The organism is Halogranum rubrum (assembly GCF_900114455.1).
GTDB classification, from domain to species: domain Archaea; phylum Halobacteriota; class Halobacteria; order Halobacteriales; family Haloferacaceae; genus Halogranum; species Halogranum rubrum.
Window position 1 is genome coordinate 594,932 of sequence record NZ_FOTC01000002.1, and the last position, 21,973, is coordinate 616,904.

Annotated in this window: 17 protein-coding genes and 2 tRNA genes; 13 read left to right on the forward strand and 6 right to left on the reverse strand. The window is 61.7% G+C overall.

The window, feature by feature from the left end:
* Positions 1-54: 54 nt before the first annotated feature.
* The gene (locus BM083_RS11310; RefSeq protein ID WP_177197611.1) at positions 55-1,497 is read left to right on the forward strand and encodes a succinylglutamate desuccinylase/aspartoacylase family protein; all 1,443 of its coding nucleotides are present in this window, start codon (positions 55-57) and stop codon (positions 1,495-1,497) included.
* A gap of 13 nt (positions 1,498-1,510) precedes the next feature.
* Complete coding sequence (locus BM083_RS11315; protein WP_089869480.1) at positions 1,511-2,800, forward strand: PQQ-binding-like beta-propeller repeat protein; 1,290 nt, start codon at positions 1,511-1,513, stop codon at positions 2,798-2,800.
* 19 nt (positions 2,801-2,819) lie between these two features.
* Here BM083_RS11315 and BM083_RS23655 read toward each other — a convergent pair whose 3' ends face one another.
* Positions 2,820-4,103, reverse strand: coding sequence for a DUF7504 family protein (locus BM083_RS23655; RefSeq protein WP_218148960.1), 1,284 nt, complete (start codon positions 4,101-4,103; stop codon positions 2,820-2,822).
* Positions 4,104-4,279: 176 nt separating this feature from the next.
* Between BM083_RS23655 and BM083_RS11330 the strand changes: the two genes are divergently transcribed.
* The 6 genes from BM083_RS11330 (at position 4,280) to BM083_RS23970 (ending at position 9,666) form a co-directional block, all read left to right on the forward strand.
* The gene (locus tag BM083_RS11330; protein ID WP_089869481.1) at positions 4,280-5,308 is read left to right on the forward strand and encodes an NAD(P)/FAD-dependent oxidoreductase; all 1,029 of its coding nucleotides are present in this window, start codon (positions 4,280-4,282) and stop codon (positions 5,306-5,308) included.
* Between the two features lie 52 nt (positions 5,309-5,360).
* A tRNA-Gly gene (locus tag BM083_RS11335) sits at positions 5,361-5,431 on the forward strand.
* Between the two features lie 229 nt (positions 5,432-5,660).
* On the forward strand, positions 5,661-6,710 hold the full coding sequence (locus tag BM083_RS11340) for a DUF4352 domain-containing protein (RefSeq protein WP_089869483.1): 1,050 nt from the start codon (positions 5,661-5,663) through the stop codon (positions 6,708-6,710).
* A 96-nt stretch (positions 6,711-6,806) separates the two neighbouring features.
* Positions 6,807-7,568 (forward strand): SDR family NAD(P)-dependent oxidoreductase, encoded by a 762-nt coding sequence (locus BM083_RS11345; RefSeq protein WP_089869485.1) that lies wholly within the window; start codon positions 6,807-6,809, stop codon positions 7,566-7,568.
* Between the two features lie 489 nt (positions 7,569-8,057).
* Positions 8,058-9,095 carry a hypothetical protein gene (locus BM083_RS11355; RefSeq protein WP_089869488.1) on the forward strand — a complete coding sequence of 346 codons (1,038 nt, stop codon included), beginning with the start codon at positions 8,058-8,060 and terminating at the stop codon, positions 9,093-9,095.
* A 277-nt stretch (positions 9,096-9,372) separates the two neighbouring features.
* The gene (locus BM083_RS23970; protein WP_089869490.1) at positions 9,373-9,666 is read left to right on the forward strand and encodes a twin-arginine translocase TatA/TatE family subunit; all 294 of its coding nucleotides are present in this window, start codon (positions 9,373-9,375) and stop codon (positions 9,664-9,666) included.
* 41 nt (positions 9,667-9,707) lie between these two features.
* Here the strand turns inward: BM083_RS23970 and BM083_RS11365 are convergent, their stop codons facing one another.
* The 3 genes from BM083_RS11365 to BM083_RS11375 form a co-directional block, all read right to left on the reverse strand.
* Positions 9,708-11,003, reverse strand: a complete 1,296-nt coding sequence (locus BM083_RS11365; RefSeq protein WP_089869492.1) for an MFS transporter — start codon at positions 11,001-11,003, stop codon at positions 9,708-9,710.
* A 151-nt stretch (positions 11,004-11,154) separates the two neighbouring features.
* A complete protein-coding gene (locus BM083_RS11370) occupies positions 11,155-11,988 on the reverse strand; it encodes an HD domain-containing protein (RefSeq protein WP_089869494.1) in 834 nt (277 codons plus the stop codon).
* 68 nt (positions 11,989-12,056) lie between these two features.
* A complete protein-coding gene (locus tag BM083_RS11375; RefSeq protein WP_089869496.1) occupies positions 12,057-12,536 on the reverse strand; it encodes a redoxin domain-containing protein in 480 nt (159 codons plus the stop codon).
* A gap of 179 nt (positions 12,537-12,715) precedes the next feature.
* Here BM083_RS11375 and BM083_RS11380 point away from each other — a divergent pair, with 179 nt between their 5' ends.
* Positions 12,716-13,048, forward strand: a complete 333-nt coding sequence (locus BM083_RS11380) for a Sec-independent protein translocase subunit TatA/TatB (RefSeq protein WP_049893534.1) — start codon at positions 12,716-12,718, stop codon at positions 13,046-13,048.
* A gap of 82 nt (positions 13,049-13,130) precedes the next feature.
* Positions 13,131-13,203 (forward strand) — tRNA-Arg (locus tag BM083_RS11385).
* Between the two features lie 325 nt (positions 13,204-13,528).
* On the opposite strand, the gene BM083_RS11390 is transcribed toward BM083_RS11385, so the two are convergent.
* Complete coding sequence (locus tag BM083_RS11390; protein WP_089869498.1) at positions 13,529-14,053, reverse strand: hypothetical protein; 525 nt, start codon at positions 14,051-14,053, stop codon at positions 13,529-13,531.
* Positions 14,054-14,212: 159 nt separating this feature from the next.
* On the reverse strand, positions 14,213-15,937 hold the full coding sequence (locus BM083_RS11395; RefSeq protein WP_245756880.1) for a midas domain-containing protein: 1,725 nt from the start codon (positions 15,935-15,937) through the stop codon (positions 14,213-14,215).
* A gap of 322 nt (positions 15,938-16,259) precedes the next feature.
* Between BM083_RS11395 and BM083_RS11400 the strand changes: the two genes are divergently transcribed.
* The 3 genes from BM083_RS11400 to BM083_RS11410 are packed head-to-tail and all read left to right on the forward strand — an operon-like array spanning position 16,260 to position 21,972.
* Positions 16,260-19,406 carry a type II/IV secretion system ATPase subunit gene (locus tag BM083_RS11400; protein WP_245756881.1) on the forward strand — a complete coding sequence of 1,049 codons (3,147 nt, stop codon included), beginning with the start codon at positions 16,260-16,262 and terminating at the stop codon, positions 19,404-19,406.
* Complete coding sequence (locus BM083_RS11405; RefSeq protein ID WP_177197612.1) at positions 19,370-21,430, forward strand: type II secretion system F family protein; 2,061 nt, start codon at positions 19,370-19,372, stop codon at positions 21,428-21,430. The genes BM083_RS11400 and BM083_RS11405 overlap by 37 nt, the downstream gene beginning before the upstream one ends.
* The gene (locus BM083_RS11410; RefSeq protein WP_143085718.1) at positions 21,427-21,972 is read left to right on the forward strand and encodes a DUF7287 family protein; all 546 of its coding nucleotides are present in this window, start codon (positions 21,427-21,429) and stop codon (positions 21,970-21,972) included. The genes BM083_RS11405 and BM083_RS11410 overlap by 4 nt, the downstream gene beginning before the upstream one ends.
* The last annotated feature ends 1 nt before the right edge of the window (position 21,973 follow it).

Consider the following 21,973-nt stretch of genomic DNA (forward strand, 5'->3'; position numbering starts at 1 on the left):
GAATCATAATAATTATTAAACAAATCTATGCCCAGCACTAATCAGTACTCCCTGATGACGGGAACGAAGTACGAGACCGACGTCCACGTCTACGACTCCGGCCGAACTGGTCCGACGACGGTCGTGATTGGCGGTATCCACGGAAACGAACCGTCGGGGTACCGCGCGGCGACACAGATTGCGTCGTGGAGAGTCAAGCGTGGCGAGTTGGTCGTCATCCCACGTGCAAACGAAGTCGCCATCGGACAGAACAGTCGCTACAACGACAACGGCGACCTGAACCGACAGTTCCCTCCTCGAAGCGGTGACCCGCGAACCCCGCTGGCGCGCGCCATCTGGAAAGAAGTCGTCAAGTACGACCCGGATTGGGTGTTCGACCTCCACTCGGCACGTGGTATCTACAAATCCGGCGACGGGAGCGTCGGGCAGGCGATGTTCCCGACGTGGACGTCGCCTGCTCGTTCGTTCGGCGAACGAGTAGTGGGCGACCTGAACGAGGCGTTCGGTCTCACCGGAACGCCCGCCTACCGCATGGGTAACACGCTCGACGCCGACCGCGACATGCTGATGCACCGTGTCGCTGGCCTACTCGACGTTCCAGGGTTCCTCTGTGAGACGACCCGAAAAGGGACGACCACCAGCGAGCAGATTCGGTGGCACCTCTACTGCGTCGAGCACGCGATGAACCAGTACGGCCAACCACGAGGCATTCCCAAACCGCCGTTCGAGTTCGACGCGGGGATGGTCTGGCTGGACGACTACTGGAAGACGTTCACCGTCGACAACCGCTACTCTCACCCCGCCATCGTCGCACCGGCACTGTCACACGCCGGCGACGACCCGGCCCACGCCCGCATAACGGGGCTGACGGGGAATACCTTCGACGCACGCGTCGAAGAGTGGGCCTATCTGAACGACCTTCACCTCGAGGAGCGGGCTGGCTTCGTCATGGCGAACCCGGGAGTGTACGCCGCGGAGGGCGGCAACGCCATCGAAGTAGGGAGGAAGCACGTCAACCACGAGTGGCACAGCGTCTCCTTCGACACTGCGTTCGACTCGACGCCGGTCCTGTTCGCGATGCCCCAGTCGACCGTCGGCGACGACCCCATCATCGCCCGCATTCAGAACGCCAGCCGTGATGGGTTCCAGTTCCGCGTCCAAGAGGAGGACGCAGGTCACGAGAACGAGTATCACTACGACGAGATGGTGAGTTGGATGGCGTTCGAACCCGGACGCGATTCTCTCGGTAGCCACGACTACGAGGCGAAGAGGGTGACCGCCGACGACTCGTGGACGCACGTCGACTTCTCGCGGTCCTATCAGCGTCCGGTCTTCCTCGCGGACGTGATGTCTTACAACGGATGGAACTCCGTCACCGTCCGTTGGAAGAACCTCACGTCGTCGGGCGTCGACTTCCTGCTCGAAGAAGAACAGAGTGACGACTCGGAGACGGGCCACGCCGAGGAGACGGTCTCCTATCTCACTATCGACGGCTAACCACGGAGAGACAATGAACGAATCAAACATCGACAGCGCAGCAGAACCGACGACAGAACAACCCGTAGCGGCCGACGCAGACACGTCGTGTCGACTGAGTCGACGAGATGTCGTCCGAACTGCGAGCGTCGCGGCGATGGTAGGTGTGGGGGGAACCGGTGTCGGAACAGCAACATCCACAGACGACGACTCGTCTCCTCCACCTGTGTTCGGACGCGACGAGGTCGTTCGATGGTACCGAACCGGTGACAGAGATGGAGAAGAACGATTCCGTGACGCTATCGCGACGGCAGACGGTGGCGTCACGACCGTCGGTGCCGTCACGCTCGATGCGGACCGCAGCGAAGCGTGGCAGTACGCGTGGGACGCGATCGGAGACAAACGGTGGACGGCGCGCCAAGGCGACCCCGGGTTCGACAGCGCGTTCGGGGGTGTGCGGACGACCACCGGTGGCTACGTCCTCTGTGGTCGGACCCGAAGACGCGGACGTGAGAACGACCGCTTCTACGTCGTCGCGACGGGGCCGCGCGGTACAGAGCGCTGGACACAGCGGTTCCACGTTCGGCGCTGTGACGACGACCGAGCGAACGACGTCGTCCAGACCGCCGGAGGTGACTACGCCGTCGCCGGTATCGCGGCCGACTCCGCGGCACTGGCGAAACTCGGACCCGACGGGACAGTGGAGTGGACGAACACGTACGGAGGTGGCCGAGCGGTCGAAGTAGTGACCGTCGTCGCCGTCGACGACGGGTACGTCCTCGCCGGGACGGTGACGCACAGCGAGAGTACCCGCCAGTTCCTATTGCTCAAGACGGACGAGACAGGCCGAGAGCAGTGGCGGCGGACGTACTCGGCGGGCGAAGACAGTCGGCTCACAGACTGTACCCCGACCGAGAACGGCTACGTGCTGGCAGGGACGACGTCGTCCGAGAACGCCTTCACGACGAATGCACTGGTCGTGCGAACCGACTCACGGGGACGTCTCGTGTGGGAACAGACGTACGGGGCTTCGGGTGAGGAGTACACTGCAGAGGGAATCACGGCAACAGCGCGCGGGTACGCCGTCGTCGGGACGCGGAGCTCCGACGTCGTCGGCCCGCAACTGTGGCTCGGTGGACTCGACGAGGACGGCGAGTGGACGTGGCGATACGCGTTCGGGACCGAACGCCCGGAGATTCCCGATGCACTCACCACGACGAGCGACGGGTTCGCCGTCGTGAGCGGGTTCACCGACTCTGCGGAGGTAGACGACAGGAGCGACGGCTTCGTCGCGAAGGTCACGCTCCCCGACCAGCGCTCGTAACTATCTACCTGTCTCCGGATTAGAACGAGGTCCACTCCGAGGCCGCTTCCCGCCGTCCGCGACGACGCAGTTGTCGTCCTTCGTTGCTCTCGCGTGTCTCGATAATCGCGTCGAAGGGGTCGTACAGCGTGTGCAGCACCTGCTCGTCGTGCATCGTCGACCCGATGACGGCCGCACAGCACCACGACGACGACCTGACGCGGTCCAAGAACACACGGAGGAACTGATAGACACGGTCGACGTCCCAGTACATCAAGAGCGGCGACAGCGAGTGGAGTCCGACGGCCACGTCGTCGCCCTGAAACTGCTCACAGAGCGCGGTGAACTGGACGCCCACCCGTGTCAGATTCTCCGGCGAAGAGACGTAGCGGACGGTGTCGGTGTCCGAGACGTCCTTTCCGCTCGCCTTCGAGGTGCAGTCGACGATGCCGAGTGCCTCCGCCGGAAGGTCGGCGTAGTCGGCGACGTCGCGTCGAATCTGGTCGGCCGGTGTGTCGGTCGACACGACGATGAGACGGTCTGCAGACGAGGTGAGTTGCCGGAGCAGCACCTCGTACTTGCCCGTCATCGGTGGTCCGGAGATGAGGACGGACTGCCCGCTCTGGAGCGCAGGTGGCACCGAAGCGGAGTCGTCGAACATACCGACAGATGGGAGGGGCGCGTACAAAACGTTTGACGCTTGGTGTGGCCAGCAGGAAGCGACCTGCCAGTCTCGGCGGAGAAACGACGTGAGACTGAGCGACTCACGTTGGTCGGGCGTCGAGCTGAACTGTCCGTCGCGATATATCGGCGTCGCGGTGAACCAGATGGCAATCTCCTCGTGGGTGGCGTCGAGCATCGTACTCGTGTCCTCGTAGCGAGTGTAGTCGACGTCGGTCGAACGAGTGACGCCGAACACACTGTCGGCGGACTCCGGTGCTTCGACGACTTTGTCGGCGAGCGTCCTTGCCCGTCGCCCGTCCTGGTAGAAGGCGACGCTCACCTCGTCGGTGCCGACGACGTCCGTTCGCGGCGTCCCGGTCAACTCCTCGGCGGCGCGGTTCCAGCAGCGAACCGTCCGGTCGGTGTCGAGGACGAACACGGCCAACGGAATCGCGTCGGCCAACATGTCGTATTCGAGAAACGTCGAGTCCGCGTCGTCGCTCTCTCGATGGGCGTGAGTGGGCGTCTCAACAGTTTGCCCAGTCGACTGTGCTTCGCGTTGCTCAGGTTCCCGAACCGCAGCGTCACTGCCTTCCGTCTCTCCGTCCATCTCGCTCGATGCGCTGGCTACCAACTGTGAGAGGCTAGTGATGAGTCTCATGACCAGTGTAGTCGTCGTTGCGAAGAACCGGCAAAGAAGGTATGCGCCAAATTATCACTGCTGATTTTGACGGTACCGTCGATGGTCGTGTCGGCTGTCAGCACGTGGCGGGCGGATACTCGCGGTGCACAGGTGCTATGGACTTAACCCCCGCCAGCGGTAAGTGGGGGTAGACAATGTCCGAGACGGAAGTAGCCGACACCGTTGAGTACGAAGTCGTCGTCGTCGGCGGCGGCCCGGCGGGATTGACGACTGCGCTGTACACGACGCGACTGGGACACGACACTGCCGTCGTCGACCGCGGCGGCGGCAGAGCAGCGATGATGCTCGAAACACACAACGTCATCGGTATCACCGAGGACGTCTCCGGAAACGAGTTCTTGGAGACGGCCCGTGACCAAGTGGCCGAGTACGGGGCGACTTTCCACCGAGACTTCGTCACAGACGTCGAGCGACTCGACGACGGCCGGTTCCGTGTGACCGGAAACGACGAGGAGTACGTCACCGAGAAGGTCGTCCTCGCGACTGGGTTCTCCGACGAGCGACCGGACCCGCCGCTGCCGCGGACGGGCCGTGGCCTCCACTACTGTCTCCACTGCGACGCCTACATGTTCGTCGACAAGTCGGTCTACGTGATGGGCCACGGCGAGAGCGCCGCCCACGTCGCAATGATCATGCTCAACTTCACCGACGAAGTCGACCTGTTGCTTCGAGGAAAGGACCCCGAGTGGAGCGATGAGACGGACGAACGACTCCGCGCGCATCCCGTCGACATCGTCGAAGCGGAGATTTCGGGGATGACGAAAGGCGACGACGGCTGGCTGGAGAGCTTCGAGTTCGAGGACGGCACCGTCCGCGAGTACCGCGGTGGGTTCCCGATGTACGGGTCCGAGTACAACAACGGCCTCGCAGACCAGCTGGGCTGTGACATCAACGACGACGGCACCGTTGCCGTCGACGACCACGGTCGGACGAGTGTCGACGGCGTCGTCGCCGTCGGTGACCTCGTCCCCGGCCACAACCAGATTCCCGTCGCGATGGGACAGGGTGCGAAGGCCGGAATCGGTCTGCACTACGATCTTCGGGAGTTCCCGAAGAGCCTCGACGAGATTCGAGAGCACGGCCCGGTCGACGCCGCGGAGACGCCGGCCATCTCACCGAAACTCCGCGAGGCGGCGCAGGCGTTCAGCCTCGGCGACGACTGAAAAGGGTAACACCCTTAATGGGTGAGGCAGAATGAACGATTGTACCACGAGCGCACCGGTGGTCTAATGGCATGACTTTGGCCTTCCAAGCCAACGATCCGGGTTCAACTCCCGGCCGGTGCACTTCTGTCGAAGACTTCTCAGCGAGCGAGTCGTATCTCGCTCGCAACTTCGTCTGAGAGTGTTCGACGACGTCGGTCGATAGTTCTCCCCACGAGTCGACGACTCGTTATCGGTCTAGCTCACGAGCGTTCTCTGTCTCTCCCGCACAGATGGCACTCGTGCAGTAAATTCTCTCAAGTGTGTAATTCAACAATCTTAACACATATACTATCACATTTCTGATTATCTCATGACAGAGAAGATTCCGCTGAACCGACGTTCGTTCGTTGCTGCTGGCGCGCTTACTCTGCTCACAGGATGTACCGGTGACTCCTCGTCGGGTGAGGGCGGTACAGCGGAGCCCACGAGCGAAGCGACGACGCAGACAGAGTCAGCCACTACTGACTCGACGCAAACGTTCGACGAGTCGAGCGATAACGAGGCGTCGACGTCGCAGTCGGTGTCCGTGACGCTCGGTGAAGCTGTCGAAGGAGAGAATCTCACGATGGTCGCCCGAAGTGTGTCCACGACAGACAAACTCGGTGAGTTTCAGGAAGCACAGAGTGGAAACGAATTCGTCGTCGTTCGACTTGCCGTGAAGAATATCAGCGAGAAGTTCATCGACTTCAGTAGCTTCTGGCAGACACGCCTCAAAGACGGTGAGAACCACGTGTACGACGCGTCGTTCGGTGTCACTACGCACCCCTTCGATAGCGGAACACTCGCTCCAGGCGAAGTTTCGCGTGGAGACGTCGTGTACGAGGTTCCGAAAGACGTCGGCGAACTGACGATGCAGTTCGACTTCAGCGCCTTCGATCTGTTCAAGTTCAAGCGCGTAACCGTGAACCTCTCTGACGAGGCCGAATCGATCGCAAATCTCTCTCAGAAACTGAACACGAAGATACTCTCGACAGGAGAATCGGCTTCCAACGGAGGCGTCTCGGTCGTCGTTCACGGTGTCAGAACCGAGTCGAAATTGGGAGAGTACACCGAAGCGGAGGACGGGCGGGAGTACGTCATCCCGGACGTCGAGATAACGAACGGGACCGAAGAGCCGCTCACCGTTTCGACGATGCTTCAGATGCGTGTGAAGACGGGGACTGGGCTATCGTCTACCGCGGATCTCGCGGGGTCGTCGTCTCTCAGTCGAGGATACAACGAGGGGTCGGATATCGCACCCGACGAATCGCGTCGCGGTGAACTCGCGTTCCAAGTCGAGGAAGATGCAAGCTCGCTCTACTTCGTGTTCGACTTCTTGGACATCGCAGACGCGTACAAAGTGTTCTGGGAACTCAGATGAGGCGACTACCGGCCGTATCGACCGCAAGCGACAGTACCGGTCAGTGTCGCTCCCAGCGGACCCCTCTTTCATCTCCCGCACGAAGGTCGGAGTCCAATGAGCGTACTCACCGAAGACCTCGACGGGAAAGCGGCACTGGTCACCGGCGCATCCTCCGGAATCGGCGAGGCGACGGCGGAAGCCCTCGCAGAGGCGGGCGCGAGCGTCGCACTCGCTGCACGTCGCGAAGACGAACTCGAACAACTCGCCGACCGCATTGAGTCCGAGGGCGGCGAGACGCTCGTCGTCCCGACGGACGTCACCGACGAAGACGAGATTCAGGAGATGGTCGACCGGACAGCGGAGGAGTTCGGCAGTCTCGACATCCTCGTCAACAATGCCGGTGTGATGCTGTTGGAGCGCGTCGAAGACGCCGACACCGACAACTTCCGACAGATGGTCGAGGTCAACCTCCTCGGTCTGATGAACGTCACGCACGCCGCACTACCAATCATGCAGGAGCAGGGCGAGGGACACGTCGTGAACATCTCCTCCGTCGCCGGGCGGAAGGCCTACGCCGGGTCGAGCGGCTACAACGCGACGAAGTTCGGCGTCAACGCGTTCTCCGAGGCGTTCCGTCAGGAGGTCACCGGCGAGAACGACATCCGTGTGACGCTCATCGAACCGGGCTACGTCGACACCGAACTCGCCGAGCACATCCCGGACGACGAGCAGCAAGAGCAGGCGAAAGAAGCGCTGGAAGCGATGGACGCGCTTGAAGCAGACGACATCGCCCGGTCTATCGCCTTCGCCGTCGGCCAACCCTCTCACGTCGACGTCAACGAGATGCTCATTCGGCCGACGGACCAGGAACTCTAAGCTTTCAGTCTCGGAGACAGAATTACCACCGAACACATAAGTATCGGCTTTTGATAGACTGCGGCAACGAAGCGGAGCGACCGCGTGCTGCTGGCCGTTGGCTGTCTCATCTGTCTGGGCGTCGTCACCGCCGGGTTCGTCGACTTCGGAGCGGCGTCGTCTTCACCGGCCCCCGGCGCGGGAAGGCCGAAGTGTCTGTCGACTCCGTCCCCGCCGACGAGGTGACACTCACGCGCGGGATGTTCGGGTCGGGAACCTACCACCTCGAGGCCCCACCGGCGTATGTAACGCCCGAGCGCGTCGACGGCAACCCGGTCGTCAAGTTCGCCCTCGACGTCCCCGCGCTCGGCCACGCCGATTCGACGGTGTACGAACTGCACGGCCGCGACGGTTCGCGCCGAAACGCGCTTTCGGGCCGTCACGTACGCAGCAATCGGTCTCTGTACGTGGGTCCACGCCGCCGAAGCGCTGATTCTGTTTGTCGCGCCTGTGCCCATCGACCTCGCGACGGCGCGGACGAACCGCCCGCGGCATCTCGCCGTCGTCGCCCTCGTGTTCGCCGTCTCGCTTCTCCCGTTCGCGCTGACCAACTACGCCATCACCGGAAACCCGGTACAACCACTTCGACTCCTGCCGGATTACAAGAGTCAGCCACTCGCTGGCGACTCGGTCGGTGCGGCCAGTTCGTCCTCGGTGGCATCTTCGGGGGCTTCTCCGAGTCCGCCGGAGACCACTGGCTCCGCGTCGGACGGGCCGACGGGGATGGCAGGAACCTCAACGTCCTCGAACCCTGCAGGTGACACGCTCAGCGGTCTCATCGCGTTCGTCGGTAGCCTCGCCGTGTTCGTCGGCGACGCAGTCGCCACGGTTGTCGGTGGTCTCGCCTACTTCCAGTCTCGGTTGACTCATTCGTTCCACGTCATTACCGACGTCGAGCGACTCGCCGACGTCTTCTTCGGGAGTGGTTACCGCCCGCTTCGGACGGGTCAAGACCGGGCCGTCAACCTCAGCGTCCTCGAGTCGATGCCACTGTTCGGCGTCGTGCTCACGCTTCCTCTCGTTGCGGTGTGGCGTCGGCGGAGACTGCTCACCGACGGTGGGTCGGTGCGTGCTCGACTCTCGGACTCGACTCGGTGGTCTCGCCCGTCGCTTCGCTTTCTCTCGGCCACGCAGTCGACTGACGTGTTCGTCGCCCTCTACGCGGCGATACTCGTCGTCTTCTACCTCAGAAGCCTCCCACTCCATCACATGCTCACCGTTCGGTACCTCCACCCGCTCTATCCGGTCGGTGTCTACGCGCTCGTTCGGACACCGGCGGTTCGGCGCGTGATTCGACAGGAGTGGTCGACGCTGTGGCGGGCGTACACCGTCGCCGTCGCTGGTGGCGTCCCGCTGTATCTGGGTGCGCTCGTACTCTTCGACACCGTCCAGAGCGAGGCGATTCAACTGTACGCTCTCGTCGCACTCCTCGTGGGAGTCGCCGTCGATCTGTGGTCCGTGAGCAGCGCACTCGTCGGTAACGACTGAGACGGCCGACTTCTCCGCGTCGGTGCCGTCGTCCTTGGTGTCGCCGCCGCATCGATGACGGTGTACCTCCTCGTGAGCGGGTGGGTCCTCTTCTCTGTCGAGGGACGGTTCGCACTCCCGCTCTCACGTGCCATCTCGGATGCACTCGTCGCCGTCAATCCGTTTCGGTGAGGTCACTCGTTCGAGTCGGGCCGGGAGTACCGTTCCAACCCGCCGTGCTTGAACGCCAGCACGCGACGGTGAGATTCATATCGTTCGGAAGCGTACTCGTCCCGTCATGTTCGACTACACCCCACTGTTCGGGCCGATTCCCGGTGGTCCCGAACTCCTCATCATCCTAGTCGTCATCGTCTTTCTCTTCGGTGCGAACAAGATTCCAGAACTCGCTCGTGCCAGCGGACAAGCGATGGGCGAGTTCCAACGCGGACGCGAAGAGATAGAGCAGGAGATTCGTGATGCGGCGGCGACGAGACAGCGCGAACCTGCCGAGGAACTCGTCGACGAAGCCGACGAACGCGCGACCGACGACCCCGACCTGGCCGAACGAGCCACGGGCCGAAACGCAGTCTGAGAAGTTCTTCGTCGTCTCTGTTCTCGTCTCTCTTTCGTTCCTCAGTCTCCGAGCGTCGCTACCGTGTCCGCTTCCGTCGTCGCTCTCGTGCGTGTCACTGCGAAGACGACTGTCGCGACGACGATGAACCCCGCCGCGGTGAGAAACGCGACAGTCGTCGAGACGACGTCGATGATTATCCCGACTACTGCTGGGCCGACGACCTGTCCCACCTTCCACGAGATAGAGCGCAGCGACAGACTGCTAGCGACGGAGTCGAACCGCTCGCCCTCCTCGACGAACAGCGCCATACTCGCCGGGAGTCGGAGACTGTCACCGACGCCGAGCAGTCCGTACGCGGCGAACAGCGTGAAGAACGCACCACCGAGTTCGACAGACTGGCCGGCGAACCCGAACGCGACTGGAGAGAGCGCCCCCTCCGCGAGATAGGAGAGAGGAATCATCGCCGTCCCGACGCCGTAGAGCAGTGCGCCTGCGGCGACGAAGTACGGTTTCCGCCCGATTCGGTCCGTCAAGTCGCCCGTGTAGCCCTGTAGTAGCGACTTCGTGAGTTTCCCGCCGGCGAGAATCCACCCGATAGCGAACGCGTTGATGCCGAACTCGGTCCGGGCGAGGATGGGGAGGAAGATGATGACGGCCATCTTCCCGAAGCTGAAGGCGAGTCGGAAGGCGACGAGTGCCCGGACCATCGGTCGGGCGAGGAGAGCGCGGAACGTCTCCACGCTCGTCGCGTCCTCGGGGTCGGTCTTCCCACCGGGGTTGTCGCGGAGGAACGCGAACACGAGGACGAACGCACCGATGGTGACGAGACTGAGCACGAGATAGGTGAGCCGAAAGTCGTAGGCGTAGAGGAGATAGCCGCCGACGACGTCGCCTGCGAGACTGGAGAACGCCGCGACCTGGTTGTACGACCCGAGCCAACGACCGCTCTCGTCTTCGGGGCTGATTTCGCCGACGACTGTCGACCCGGTTATCCAGAGGAGACTCGCGCCGACCCCTTGCAGCACTCGGACGAGGATGACGTGTGTCGCACTCTCGACGAACGCGAACCCTCCAAAGACGGCGACGTTCAGCACGAGACCGGCGAGGAGGAACCGTTTCGCGTTCCCGGTGTCTATCTTTCGGCCCAGCGGGAGAACGATGAGTAACTGGACGAACGCGAACGCGGTTCCGAACAGTCCTTCGACGAACCCCGTCGTTCCGAACTGCTCGGCGTAGAGTGCGAGTGCGATGAGCACCGTCGAGTACGCTTGACTCCGCGCGAACGCAGTTCCGGCGAGTGCAGCGAACTCGCGGTCACGGAGGAGCGCGAGCGAGTGACCCAGCCCAGATGACACGGTTGTCTGTCGAGACGGTCGGCAGCGTAAAAAACGACGCTTTCGACGATGGGGTCGTCTCGCATTCACACACGGTTCGTCCGTGTCACACGGCTGCTAGGTGTCCTGATCCTCGTGTCCGTGTCTCGTGGCGAGGGCGTAGAGCGCGCCCTTAGAGTTCGATGCGTTCGACGAGTTGGTCGTCGTCGGATTTGGTGTTGACCGCGACGATACGAATCTCGTTTTCGAGCTTCGAGTTGTGGAGTTTTGCCTTCAGGAGGTTGTCGACCTGGTAGACACCGGCCGCGTTGACCATCTCGATTTCGACGAGCACCGGGACGCCTTCGCCGGGTTTCAGCGAGACGCTGCTGATTGCCTGACTGGAGAGCGTGTTGATGCCGCGACCACCCTTCTCGTAGGGGATTCGCGACCGGCCGCGTTCCATGTCGAGTGCGTCGGAGACGCGGATGACACCGGCCTCGGTCGTGAGCGGGTCTTCTTCGGTGTGGTGACAGAGAATCGCGTGGAGGACTTCTGCCTTCATCCGAACGACTTCGTCGGTGTCGTAGAACTGCGGGAGGAAGCGGTCGAGGAGGTCCGCTGCGAGCGGGATGGAGTAGTAGGCGTGACTGTCACGGTGGACGATGTGACCGATGTCGTGAATCGTCGCCGCGAGCGCGATGATGACCGACTCGTCTGCCTCATCGAGCTGCTGGTCCGCCGCCCCGTTGAACTCGACGTCGCCCGCCTTGAGCAGGTCGTAGAGTCGAAGTGCCCGGTTCCGGACGATTTCGATGTGTTTCGGACCGTGGTCGTTGTACCCCTTACGCGCCACTGCGTTGACGTTCTGCGCCTTGAGGTAGGTCGATATCTCGACGTCGTTCTCGATGACGGGGAGGATTTCGTTCAGCTTCTCGTCGGGGAAGGCGTGTTCGGCCTCCGGGTCGTAGCTCCGCGCGCCGTTGATATCGTCGATGTCGTCGATGTCGTCGGTGTCGCTGCTCATGGATACGACTTCACGCGCTGACGAGAAAAAGTCCGTGGGATTCGGTTTGCGACCGTTGGGACGCGAAGTTAGGCGGCGTCGACAGCGGCCTGTTCGACCTCGTCGTAGTCGGGTTCGACGCCGGGGTCGTCGCTGACCCACGTGTACGCCACTTCGCCGTCACCGTCGACGACGAAGACGGCGCGCTTGGCGAGTCCGTAGTAGCCGAAGTCGTCGAAGTCCATCTCGACGTCGTAGGCGTCGATGAGTTCCTTGTTCGTGTCGCTGACGAGACCGAACGAGAGGTCGTTCTGCGCTTTGAACTCCTGCAGCGCGAAGGGGGTGTCGACGCTGACACCGTAGATAGTCGCGCCGACGTCCTCGAAGGCGGCGAGTTCGGACTCGAACGTACACATCTCGTCGGTACAGACCGAGGTGAACGCGCCGGGGAAGAACGCCAACACGACGGGTGCCTCTTCGTCGAGGTGCTCCGAGAGCGTCTTCGGACCGATTTCGTCGGTCACGAACGGTGCGGTGAAGTCGGGTGCGTCGTCTCCTACGTCGACCATAAGCAGGCGTTCTCTCGCGCGACGAATGACGTTTGTGCTCTCGACATGGCCTGACAAGCGTTCACGTACGCTACTGAATGGGGGACGGCTCGGGGAAAGCGTACTCTGCTCCGGAAGAATGTAGCGAACCGCCACGAGCAAAAAGCCTATAATCGAGACATGGTTAGGCAGGGGTAGAGATGATTGACACCGTGATTCCACTGTTTGGACCGATCCCTGGCGGGCCGGAGCTCCTCATCATCCTCCTCGTGCTCGTCCTGCTGTTCGGCGCAAACAAGATTCCGAAGCTTGCTCGGTCGACGGGTCAGGCGATGGGTGAGTTCCAGAAGGGCCGCGAAGAAGTCGAAGACGAACTCGAGCAGATGCGAGAGGGCAAAGGCTCTCGGACGCAGACCGACGACGAGGACGACGAAGTGACTCCCGACATCGGCGCAGACTCCACCGACTCGACCAACACGGCTACCGAGACGACCGGCACCCCGACCGAAACCGAGACCGAGAAGAACAACTAACTCCCCTTTCTGCCCGACCAGTCGGGCACATTCTCTGCGCTGGAAGCGCACGCTTTTCGTGTGCGCTTTCGTAGCTCCGCCGGGGCGTGTGGCCTAGTGGACAGGGCGAGAGGTTCCTAACCTCTCGATCGCGGGTTCGAATCCCGTCACGCCCGCTGTTCTGTCCGAGCGACAGTGAGGACGAACAGCGACGGTGGTGGGATTCTTGAACCCTAGAAGTCGCAGCCCGCGAAGGCGAGCAAAGCGAGCCGAGCTGGAACGTCTTCTTCTGGTTCGAATCCCGTCACGGCCGTTCGGCTTCGCTTCGCTCAGCCCCACGGCCGTGACTTACCCCCACTCGCTCACTTCGTTCACTCGCGGGAGTCCCGTCACGCCCGCCAGCTTCTGCGAGCAACAGCGAGCAGTAGTGACAGAACCAGAAAGATCGATGTAGAGAACGACCGTTGCTCAACCCCTAGTGCGTCTGCGTTTCTCTCTCAGCTACGTCCACGTCTTTGCCGTGTAGACCAGCACAGACAGTGTGAAGAGGAGCGCCACGGCGACCAGTGGACTCGCCGAACTCGACCAATACAGCGGACCGAGGGTACCGACGAGCACTGTGAGACAGACGCCACTCGTAAACGAGAGCACGCCGAAGACCCGCCAGTCGTCCGATCTGCTGGGTTGCGGTGCGACTTCGACTCCGTCTCCCGTTTCGACGAGTTGAATCGGGACGGTGCCCTCTGATGCATCGAGTCGCAGCACGTCGTTACGCGTCAACCCCTTTCGGTTCAGAGTCTGCGAGAACTGATGTTTCGGTGCGGTAATCTTCCGGACGGTTCCGAAGCCACTCCGGACAGCCAACTCCACGAGTTCCGTCTCTGAGTCGGAGTCTGGCTTCTCTCTAAAGTTCAATAGCTCTCCCGAGAACTGTCGCTCCGTCGTCTCGCCAGAGACGATACGCTCCGCGAGATCGGTAATCTCGTTCGGTGTCGGGTGAGAAGAGTTTTCGTTGACGTTCGGCATTGATGCCCTTTCAGAGACGTGTCTGATAAATGTTGGGCGCCGACAACGTCTGGGAATTTGTAACTTCCCGAGTCTCGTCAGTCACATCGCCGCGAGCGTCGCCACTCTCGGATGTAGTGACGACCGCAAAAAAAACCGCGCTACAGTGAGACGAGTGTCTTAGAAGCTGACCTGAACCTGCGTCGAGCTTCCGCTCTGTGACTGGCTCTGGTCGTTGTTCTCGCCGTCCTGGCTCTGGTCGGCGGACTGCTCGCTGTCCTGTTCTTGGTTCTGGTCGACGTTGTCGCCCTGAGCGTGCTGGGTTGCCTCGGCCTCGGCGTCCTGCTCTTGGCTCTGGTCGTTGTTGTACCCGTCCTGCTCTTGGGTGGCGTCTTGGTCGACGTCCTGTTCTTGGTCCTGGGTGATGTCGTCGCCGTGTGCGGCCTGGCTGGCGTCAGCGTCGGCGTCCTGGGACTGGCTCTGGTCGTTGTGCACGCCCTCCTGGTCCTGGTCGGCGTCCTGGGTCACACCCTGGGACTCTTCCTGAGAGTTGTCGTCGCCGGTGGCGATCTGTTCGGCGGATTCGTCGCTGTCCTGGGACTGGCTCTGGTCGTTAGCGATGCCGTCCTGGTCCTGGTCAGCGTTCTGTTTGTTGCTCTGGGTCTGTTCTTGGCTGCTGTCGGTACCGTCCTGGCTCTGGTAAGCGTCCTGGGAGGACTCGGCGTCCTGGCCCTGGTCGTTGTACGCACCGTTTTGGGTCTGATCCTGTTCCTGAACGGCCTGTTCGCGCTGCTTCTGGTCGTTGTCGTCGCCGAACTGCTGCTGGTACTCGGACTGCTCAGTGTCGGCGCTCTGGTCTTGACTGCTCGCATCAGCGTTCTGGGACTGGTCCTGTTTCTGCTGTGCGGATTCGGTCTGGACTTGGGTGTTGTCCTCGCCTTCGAGGTACGCGCCCTGGTCCTGGTCGGAGGTTGCGCCCTGGGTCTGCTCGCTGAAGTCACCGGACTGCGACTGCGTCTGGTCGGCTTCGGCGGTTTCCTTCTGGCGCTGTGCGTTGTCTTCGCCGGTCTGGCTGGCGAGTTGGTTCTGCTCGGAGGATTCGCCCTGGAACTGTCCGCTGAAGTCGCCCGACTGGCTCTGGTGCTGGTCGGAGTCGACGGTCTGCTGTTGGTTCTGTCGGCTGTCGACGGAGTAGAGCTGACCGCCCGCTTGCGTCTGGTTAGCGTCCTGGATCTGGACCTGCAGGCTCACGTTGGAGTGCTGCGACTGCGAAGCGCTCTGGTCGACGCCCTGGTTCTGGTGCTGGTCGTTCTTGAAGCCGACCTGGTAACCCTCGCTGAACTGCTCAGCGTTCTGGTCCTGGTACTGCTCGCTGAAGTTGCTGTACTGCGATTGGGTACCCATCTGGTCGACGTCCTGCGTCGACGTCTGGTCGTTCGCTTTGCCGTCCTGGCCAGCGAGACGCTCTTGGTCGACCGTCTGGTCTTGACCCTGGAAGTTGAACCAGCCCTGCTGGAGGTTGGTACCGTACTGGTAGACGTCCTGTGCGACCTGCTGGAGGTTGCGGACGCCGTACTGGCCGGTGTTGCCAGCCTGCGAGGACTCCTGGGCCTGTGCCTGGCCGTTGCCAGCGCCAGCCTGTGCCTGACCTTGCATCTGCGCGATGTCTTGGTCGGAGGTCTTCTCGTTGTTGATGCCGTCCTGGTCGTCTGTGAGCGACTGGACGAACTCCTGTACTTGCGATTGAGAGTTGCCGAACGATGCCGAGGTTGCGCCGGCAGCGCCGACGATACTGCCCGAGACGACGATCATGGTGATCGCGACGACGAACAGTCGAGAGATGGCGCGCATCCCGCGACGTCCGGGGGCGGACTCGGAATCGGTGGGTTGATTGTTGTCTGACATTGGTTGGGGACGTTGACTTTCGCTTGAAACGTCGACCAATCATTTCCGGGCACACCACTTGGGTATGTCATCACTGTTGCCTTACTAAACGGCGGTTAAACTGCCGATAACGACGGTTGGGGTTCCATACCGGTGCGCTCTGAAAGCGACTCGTCTGGGCCGGCCGTGACACTCGGACCTTATCGGCAATCGCACCCAGAAACGCGTCTCACGAGCGATTCGTCCGCACCCGTTCGGTCAGATTGTCACTCCGACAGAATGGATGGCTACCCATACACTCTGCGGAAGAAGACTTTTTAGCAGTGACAGCATGTTGTTGACAATGGCTACAGACGGCGTCGATGGTCCTGCTGGGAAATTGGAGGGAACCACCGACACAGGGCAGTCGTCGGAAGAGACAGCGGAGGGAACGACTGCGTCACAAACTGCCGTCGTCGGTTCGTACTCGTGGCGGGACTACCTCGAAGAGTACGGCCCTGATGGGTCGGCAGAGGAGCTCTACGCCAATATCGGCCCCACACCGGGTAGTGATCGCTGGGAGGCAGACGAGACACACACCCCGACAGCGAGCGATTGGGAACGAATCGATATCGACCCCGCAGACCATCTCGGCTTTCCACCCGACGACCTCGAACGGCGTCTCGGCGTCGCCGGAACCGACGCGCGACGACACCAGGAGACGTTCGAATCCTTCTGTGACCCCGAGACGACTCCGGTGGTCAAAGACGAGTGGATGTGGGAGCACTACAAACGTCTCTACTACTACGAAGACGATGGGTCCGTCCCGCACGACGCTGACGGCGAGAAAGAACCGTTCGACCGTTCGGCAGCGCTGGGATTCGACCCCGACGACCTGGGTGAGACGCTCTCACGACTTCACGACCGCGGCGAAGAACTGCAGGACCTCGTCGACGAACGGACCGTCGACGTCGACGAAGATCTCGACGAGGACGCGTTCTTCCAGACTACCGACGGAGAGACGACCATCGTCAACCGATACGACCTGGAGAAGGCCGTCCCGATGGCGAAGAAGACCCACTTTCGCGAAGTCGAACGTTACTGGGTGAACGAGCCACACGCGTTCGTCATTATCTTTCATTCGACGAAGGAAAACGAGAAGAAGTACTACGTCGTCGAACCGTACCTCAACGACATCGAGTCGGACCTCGAATCGTTTCTCACGGGAAAGCTCCGAACGGCGATCAAGTACTCCGATACGGACGTCGTCGCCTCTGCCGAGGAGGATAGACGGGCAGTTATCGAACGCGAGACGTATCGACTGCTCGACCGCTACGACCTCTTCTCGCAGCCGCGCGACGGGGAGTACGGGTTCGCCAACACGCTCGCCGACCGACTCGACCTCAACGTCGACGGTAATGCGACGGTGAGCCGTCTGTTTCATCTCTTCGGGTATCAGAACCCCGACGCCGAAGTATCAGCCCTCGACGGCCTCTCGGCCAGACCAGAGCCTGCTGTCATCGTCGAGGACGCCAAGACACTCACCGAGTATCAGGTGAACAAACTCCTGTACTTCCTGACGCGGGACTTCATCGGCTACGAGCGTATCGACGCCATCAAACACGACATCAACGTCGAGGACATCTCCTGTGACGGCTACAACTCGCCAGTGTTCGTCTACCACGGCGAGTACGAACAGATCATCTCGAACGTCGTCCACGGCGAGTCGGAACTCGACGAGTTCGTCGTCAAACTCGCCCAGCGGTCGGGGAAAGGCATCTCGAAACGCCGACCACAGGTCGACGCGACGCTCCCCGACGGCTCTCGTGCTCAGTTGACGCTCGGCCGAGAGGTGTCGGACCACGGGACGAACTACACCATCCGCCAGTTCAAGGACGTCCCGTTCACCCCACTCGACCTCATCAACTGGAAGACGTTCTCGCTCGACGAGATGGCGTTCCTGTGGCTCTGCATCGAGAACAACAAGTCGCTCATCTTCGCGGGCGGGACGGCGTCGGGGAAGACCACCTCGCTGAACGCCGTCTCGCTCTTCATCCCGTCGAGTTCGAAGATCGTCTCCATCGAGGACACGCGCGAAGTCGAGTTGCCACAGCGCAACTGGATCGCCTCTGTCACCCGTCCGTCGTTCTCCGACGACGACAAAGGCGACGTCGACGAGTTCGACCTACTGGAGGCTGCACTCCGACAGCGCCCCGACTACATCGTGATGGGTGAGATTCGTGGTGAGGAGGGTCGGACGCTCTTTCAGGTCATGTCGACGGGGCACACGACCTACACGACGTTCCACGCCGACTCCGTGGGCGAGGTGTTGAAGCGTTTCACGACGGAACCGATCAACGTCTCGAAGACGATGTTCTCGGCGCTCGACCTCGTCTCCATCCAGACGTCGACGCGGGTGAAGGGACGGAAAGTGCGCCGGAACAAGTCGCTCACCGAAATCAACCACTACGACGCCGAGAACGACGAGATCAACGTCCAAGACGTCTATCAGTGGCAGGCCGAGACGGACGAGTATCTCCACATGGGCGACTCGAACACGCTCGACGAGATTATGTTCGACCGCGGGTGGAACAGAAGGGAACTCGACGAGCGACTGTTCGAGCGGCAGGTCGTCCTCGCGTACCTCATCGTCGAGGGTCTCAACACCTACACGCAGGTGGCCGCGACGTTTCAGGCGTTCATCAACGACCCCGACACGATTCTCTCCTTGATGGCGAACGACCGACTCGAACGGAGTCTCGAAGACCTCCGTGAGATGGAGTCGGTGCTCATCAACATCGACCCCGAGAAAGAGGAGATGGTGCCCCGGCCGGACCCGACCGACGAGATTCTCGCCGAGGCGAACGAGATTCTCCGCCGGGCCGACGAGGAACTCTTTCCCGACTACCGTGGCACCGTCGACGGGAGCGTCGCGGACGCACTAGCCGACATGGAACCCGCTCCCGACGTGACCAGCGGTGCAGTCGACGCATCCACCGACGCCACCTTCCCGTTCGACTCCGACGCTCACCCACTCGACTCGGCCGACGAGGCTCCCGCGCTCGACGGCGGGAGTTCGCTTCCCGACGAACTCGACGACGGCGGGTCGACACCGGCACTCGACGGCGAGACGGCTTCCAGCGAGGCAGAGAGCGGAACCGCCGCAGCCGACGACTTCGGTGACTTCAGCGACTTCGCCGACATCGACGGGTTCGACGACTTCGACAGCATCGACGGCTTCAGCAACGTCGACGATGTCGACGACGTCGAGCGCTTCGAGCTTCTCGGCATCGACTCGGACGACGACTCCCTCGACGACGTCGACGGGTTCGACCTCGCCGACGCGAGCGGGTTGGACGAACAGAGCGTAGGCGACGACGGAGACACGACCGACGAGGCCGAAACCACGGTCGACGAGGAGAACGAACGTGCGAACGACGAGAGCCGAGAAGCCGAAGACGACGCGGCCGCTGGATGGCGGTTCGGCGTCGACGAACAGGAGGACGAGTGAGCCTCGACTCCAAGTCGGGCGTCGGTGCCCGCTCGGACGTGTTGAGTGACGCGTTCTATCCGCTGTACAGCCGTCTGTTCGACGACGAGGGCGAGTTCGTCGCCGACGTCGAAGAGAAACTCGCCCAGGCACGGATGTCTGAGACGGTCGAACTGTACCTCTCACGTGCACTCGCAGTCGGCGTACTCACTGGCGGTGTCTTGTGGCTCGTCGGAACGCTCCTCGCCTACGCTGTGTTCGCGCTCGGCCTGCTTTCGGCCGAGGCGCTGTCGCTCGGGGCACGTATCCCGAACGAGACGCTCTACGACCTCGTCGTCGCGGCCAAAGTACCGGCGGCTATCGGTCTCGCGGGCGTCGTCTTCGGGTCGCTCGGCTTCGCGTTCGGGTTCGGGTCACTCGTCGCTATCCCCTACTCGAAAGCGTCGTCGCGAAAACGCCAGATAAACATGCTCCTCTCGGACTCCGTCTCGTTCATGTACGCCCTGTCGGTGGGCGGGTTGAACCAACTCGAAGTGCTGGAGGCGATGGCGAAAGCCGAGGACACCTACGGTGAAGTCGCAAAGGAGTTCCAGAGTATCGTCCAGGAGACGGAGTATTTCGGCGTCGACTACCGGACGGCCATCCGTAACCAAGCGATGGAGACGCCGAGCGACGAACTCTCGCAGTTTCTCACCGACATGCTCTCTATCGTCAACTCCGGGGGGAACATGCAGCAATTCCTCGACGACAAGAAGGACAAGTACATGCGGACGGCCAAACAGCAACAGGAACTGACGCTGGAGACGCTGGAACTGTTCGGCGAGATGTACATGACGCTCTCGCTGTTTCCGCTCTTGCTCATTATCATCCTCGTCATCATGAGCATGCTCGGTAACGCTGACGACATAATGCTCTACGGGACGGTGTACGGTCTCATCCCCATCACTGGCGTGGGTTTCTTGGTCCTCGTCTCGACGGTCAAGCAAGACGAGACCGGTGACGGCTACCTCAGTCCGTCGGACGCCAGTTCTCGATTGGACGACAGTCGAAAGGAAGGACTCCTCCACCTCGGTATCGTCGAGAGCTTCGTCGGCGACTACGGCGTCTTCGACCGGATCAAATCTCGTGAGGGGACCTACAAGACGAAAGTACTGCTCCGGAACCCACATCACTTCTTCCGTGATTTCCCCCTGTTCACGCTCGTACTCACCATTCCGGCCGCACTCGTCTTGGTGGGCATCGCCGTCGCCAGTGGGTCGGCACCGACGACCTGGGACGGGATGGTCGCCGCACCCGTCTGGGGGACGGTCATTTGGGTGTACGTCCCGGTGTACGTCGTCGCGATTCCGCTCGCCATCTTTCACACGTGGAACGTCCACTCGCGAACCGCCGTCGTCGGGAAACTCTCGGACAACCTCCGGCAACTGTCGAGTGCGAACGATACGGGCCAGACGCTGCTCGAATCCATCAAAAGCGTCTCCGAGACGTCGTCGGGCAAACTCGCCGACGAGTTCGCGATTATGCACGGCAAGGTCAACTACGGCATGAGTCTCAGGGAGGCGCTCGTCGAGTTCAACAACAAGTATCACATCCCACGTCTCGCTCGGACGGTCAAACTCATCAGTAAGGCACAGGAGGCGTCGAGTCAGATTACGGCCGTCCTCAGTACGGCGGCACAGGCCTCCGAGAATCAAGACGACATCGACCGCGAACGGAAATCTCGCACTCGGATGCAGGTGGTCATCATCATCATGACCTATCTGACGCTCTTGGCCGTGATGGCCATCCTGAAGACACAGTTCCTCGACGTCATGGCCGGGTTGACGGACCAAGCAGGAGGCGGCAGTGGCGGCGGTGGCATGAGCTTCGGCGGCGGTGTCGACTCGAACCTACTCTCCGTCTTGTTCTTCCACGCCGTCACGTTGCAGGCCATCCTCTCGGGGTTCATCTCCGGCTACATCCGTGACGCCGACATCGTCTCCGGTGTGAAGTTCGTGGTCGTGTTGCAGACGATTGCGCTCGTTGTCTGGATGGTGGTCGGATGAGACGTTCACGCCGGGGGCAGATGACTATCGACTACGCCATCGGTGCGGGCGTCTTTCTGCTCGCAGTCGCGTTCGTCGTCGCGTTCATCCCCGGTATGATCGAACCCTACGAGGGAATCCAGCGTGAGACAGTCACCTCCGACCGAGTCGCGACACAGCTCGCGACTGGACTGCTGGGCGACCCCACCGAGCCTTATCTGCTCGACACCGACTGCACGCTCGCGTTCTTCAGCGGAGCGACGCAGTCGAAGTGCCGGTTCTCTGGAAATTCACTCACCGAGCGAATCGGTGTCGACGACGCTCAGTCGGTCGACGTCAGACTCACAGCAGACCTTGACGGCGACGGGTCGACAGCCACGCTCTGCTGGGATCGTGATGGGGAGTCGCTCGTTGAGGAGGGAGACGCTGCCTGCGACGGAAGTGACACACCGTTCGTCTCTGCGACGAGCGACCCGCCGACAGAGACTGGTTCAGTCGTCGTCGGGCGTCGAATTGTCTCGCTAGCGAACACCGACGTGACACTCCTCGTCAGGATGTGGTAAG

Bases quoted from the DNA above. Each gene is read 5' to 3' on its own strand.
- BM083_RS11400 (WP_245756881.1), top strand. From the start codon at position 16,260: ATGGCTACAGACGGCGTCGATGGTCCTGCTGGGAAATTGGAGGGAACC.
- BM083_RS11340 (WP_089869483.1), top strand. From the start codon at position 5,661: ATGACAGAGAAGATTCCGCTGAACCGACGTTCGTTCGTTGCTGCTGGC.
- BM083_RS11395 (WP_245756880.1), bottom strand. From the start codon at position 15,937: ATGTCAGACAACAATCAACCCACCGATTCCGAGTCCGCCCCCGGACGT.
- BM083_RS11330 (WP_089869481.1), top strand. From the start codon at position 4,280: ATGTCCGAGACGGAAGTAGCCGACACCGTTGAGTACGAAGTCGTCGTC.
- BM083_RS11390 (WP_089869498.1), bottom strand. From the start codon at position 14,053: ATGCCGAACGTCAACGAAAACTCTTCTCACCCGACACCGAACGAGATT.
- BM083_RS11410 (WP_143085718.1), top strand. From the start codon at position 21,427: ATGAGACGTTCACGCCGGGGGCAGATGACTATCGACTACGCCATCGGT.
- BM083_RS11310 (WP_177197611.1), top strand. From the start codon at position 55: ATGACGGGAACGAAGTACGAGACCGACGTCCACGTCTACGACTCCGGC.
- BM083_RS11345 (WP_089869485.1), top strand. From the start codon at position 6,807: ATGAGCGTACTCACCGAAGACCTCGACGGGAAAGCGGCACTGGTCACC.
- BM083_RS11375 (WP_089869496.1), bottom strand. From the start codon at position 12,536: ATGGTCGACGTAGGAGACGACGCACCCGACTTCACCGCACCGTTCGTG.
- BM083_RS11380 (WP_049893534.1), top strand. From the start codon at position 12,716: ATGATTGACACCGTGATTCCACTGTTTGGACCGATCCCTGGCGGGCCG.
- BM083_RS11315 (WP_089869480.1), top strand. From the start codon at position 1,511: ATGAACGAATCAAACATCGACAGCGCAGCAGAACCGACGACAGAACAA.
- BM083_RS11370 (WP_089869494.1), bottom strand. From the start codon at position 11,988: ATGAGCAGCGACACCGACGACATCGACGACATCGACGATATCAACGGC.
- BM083_RS23970 (WP_089869490.1), top strand. From the start codon at position 9,373: ATGTTCGACTACACCCCACTGTTCGGGCCGATTCCCGGTGGTCCCGAA.
- BM083_RS11405 (WP_177197612.1), top strand. From the start codon at position 19,370: ATGGCGGTTCGGCGTCGACGAACAGGAGGACGAGTGAGCCTCGACTCC.
- BM083_RS23655 (WP_218148960.1), bottom strand. From the start codon at position 4,103: ATGAGACTCATCACTAGCCTCTCACAGTTGGTAGCCAGCGCATCGAGC.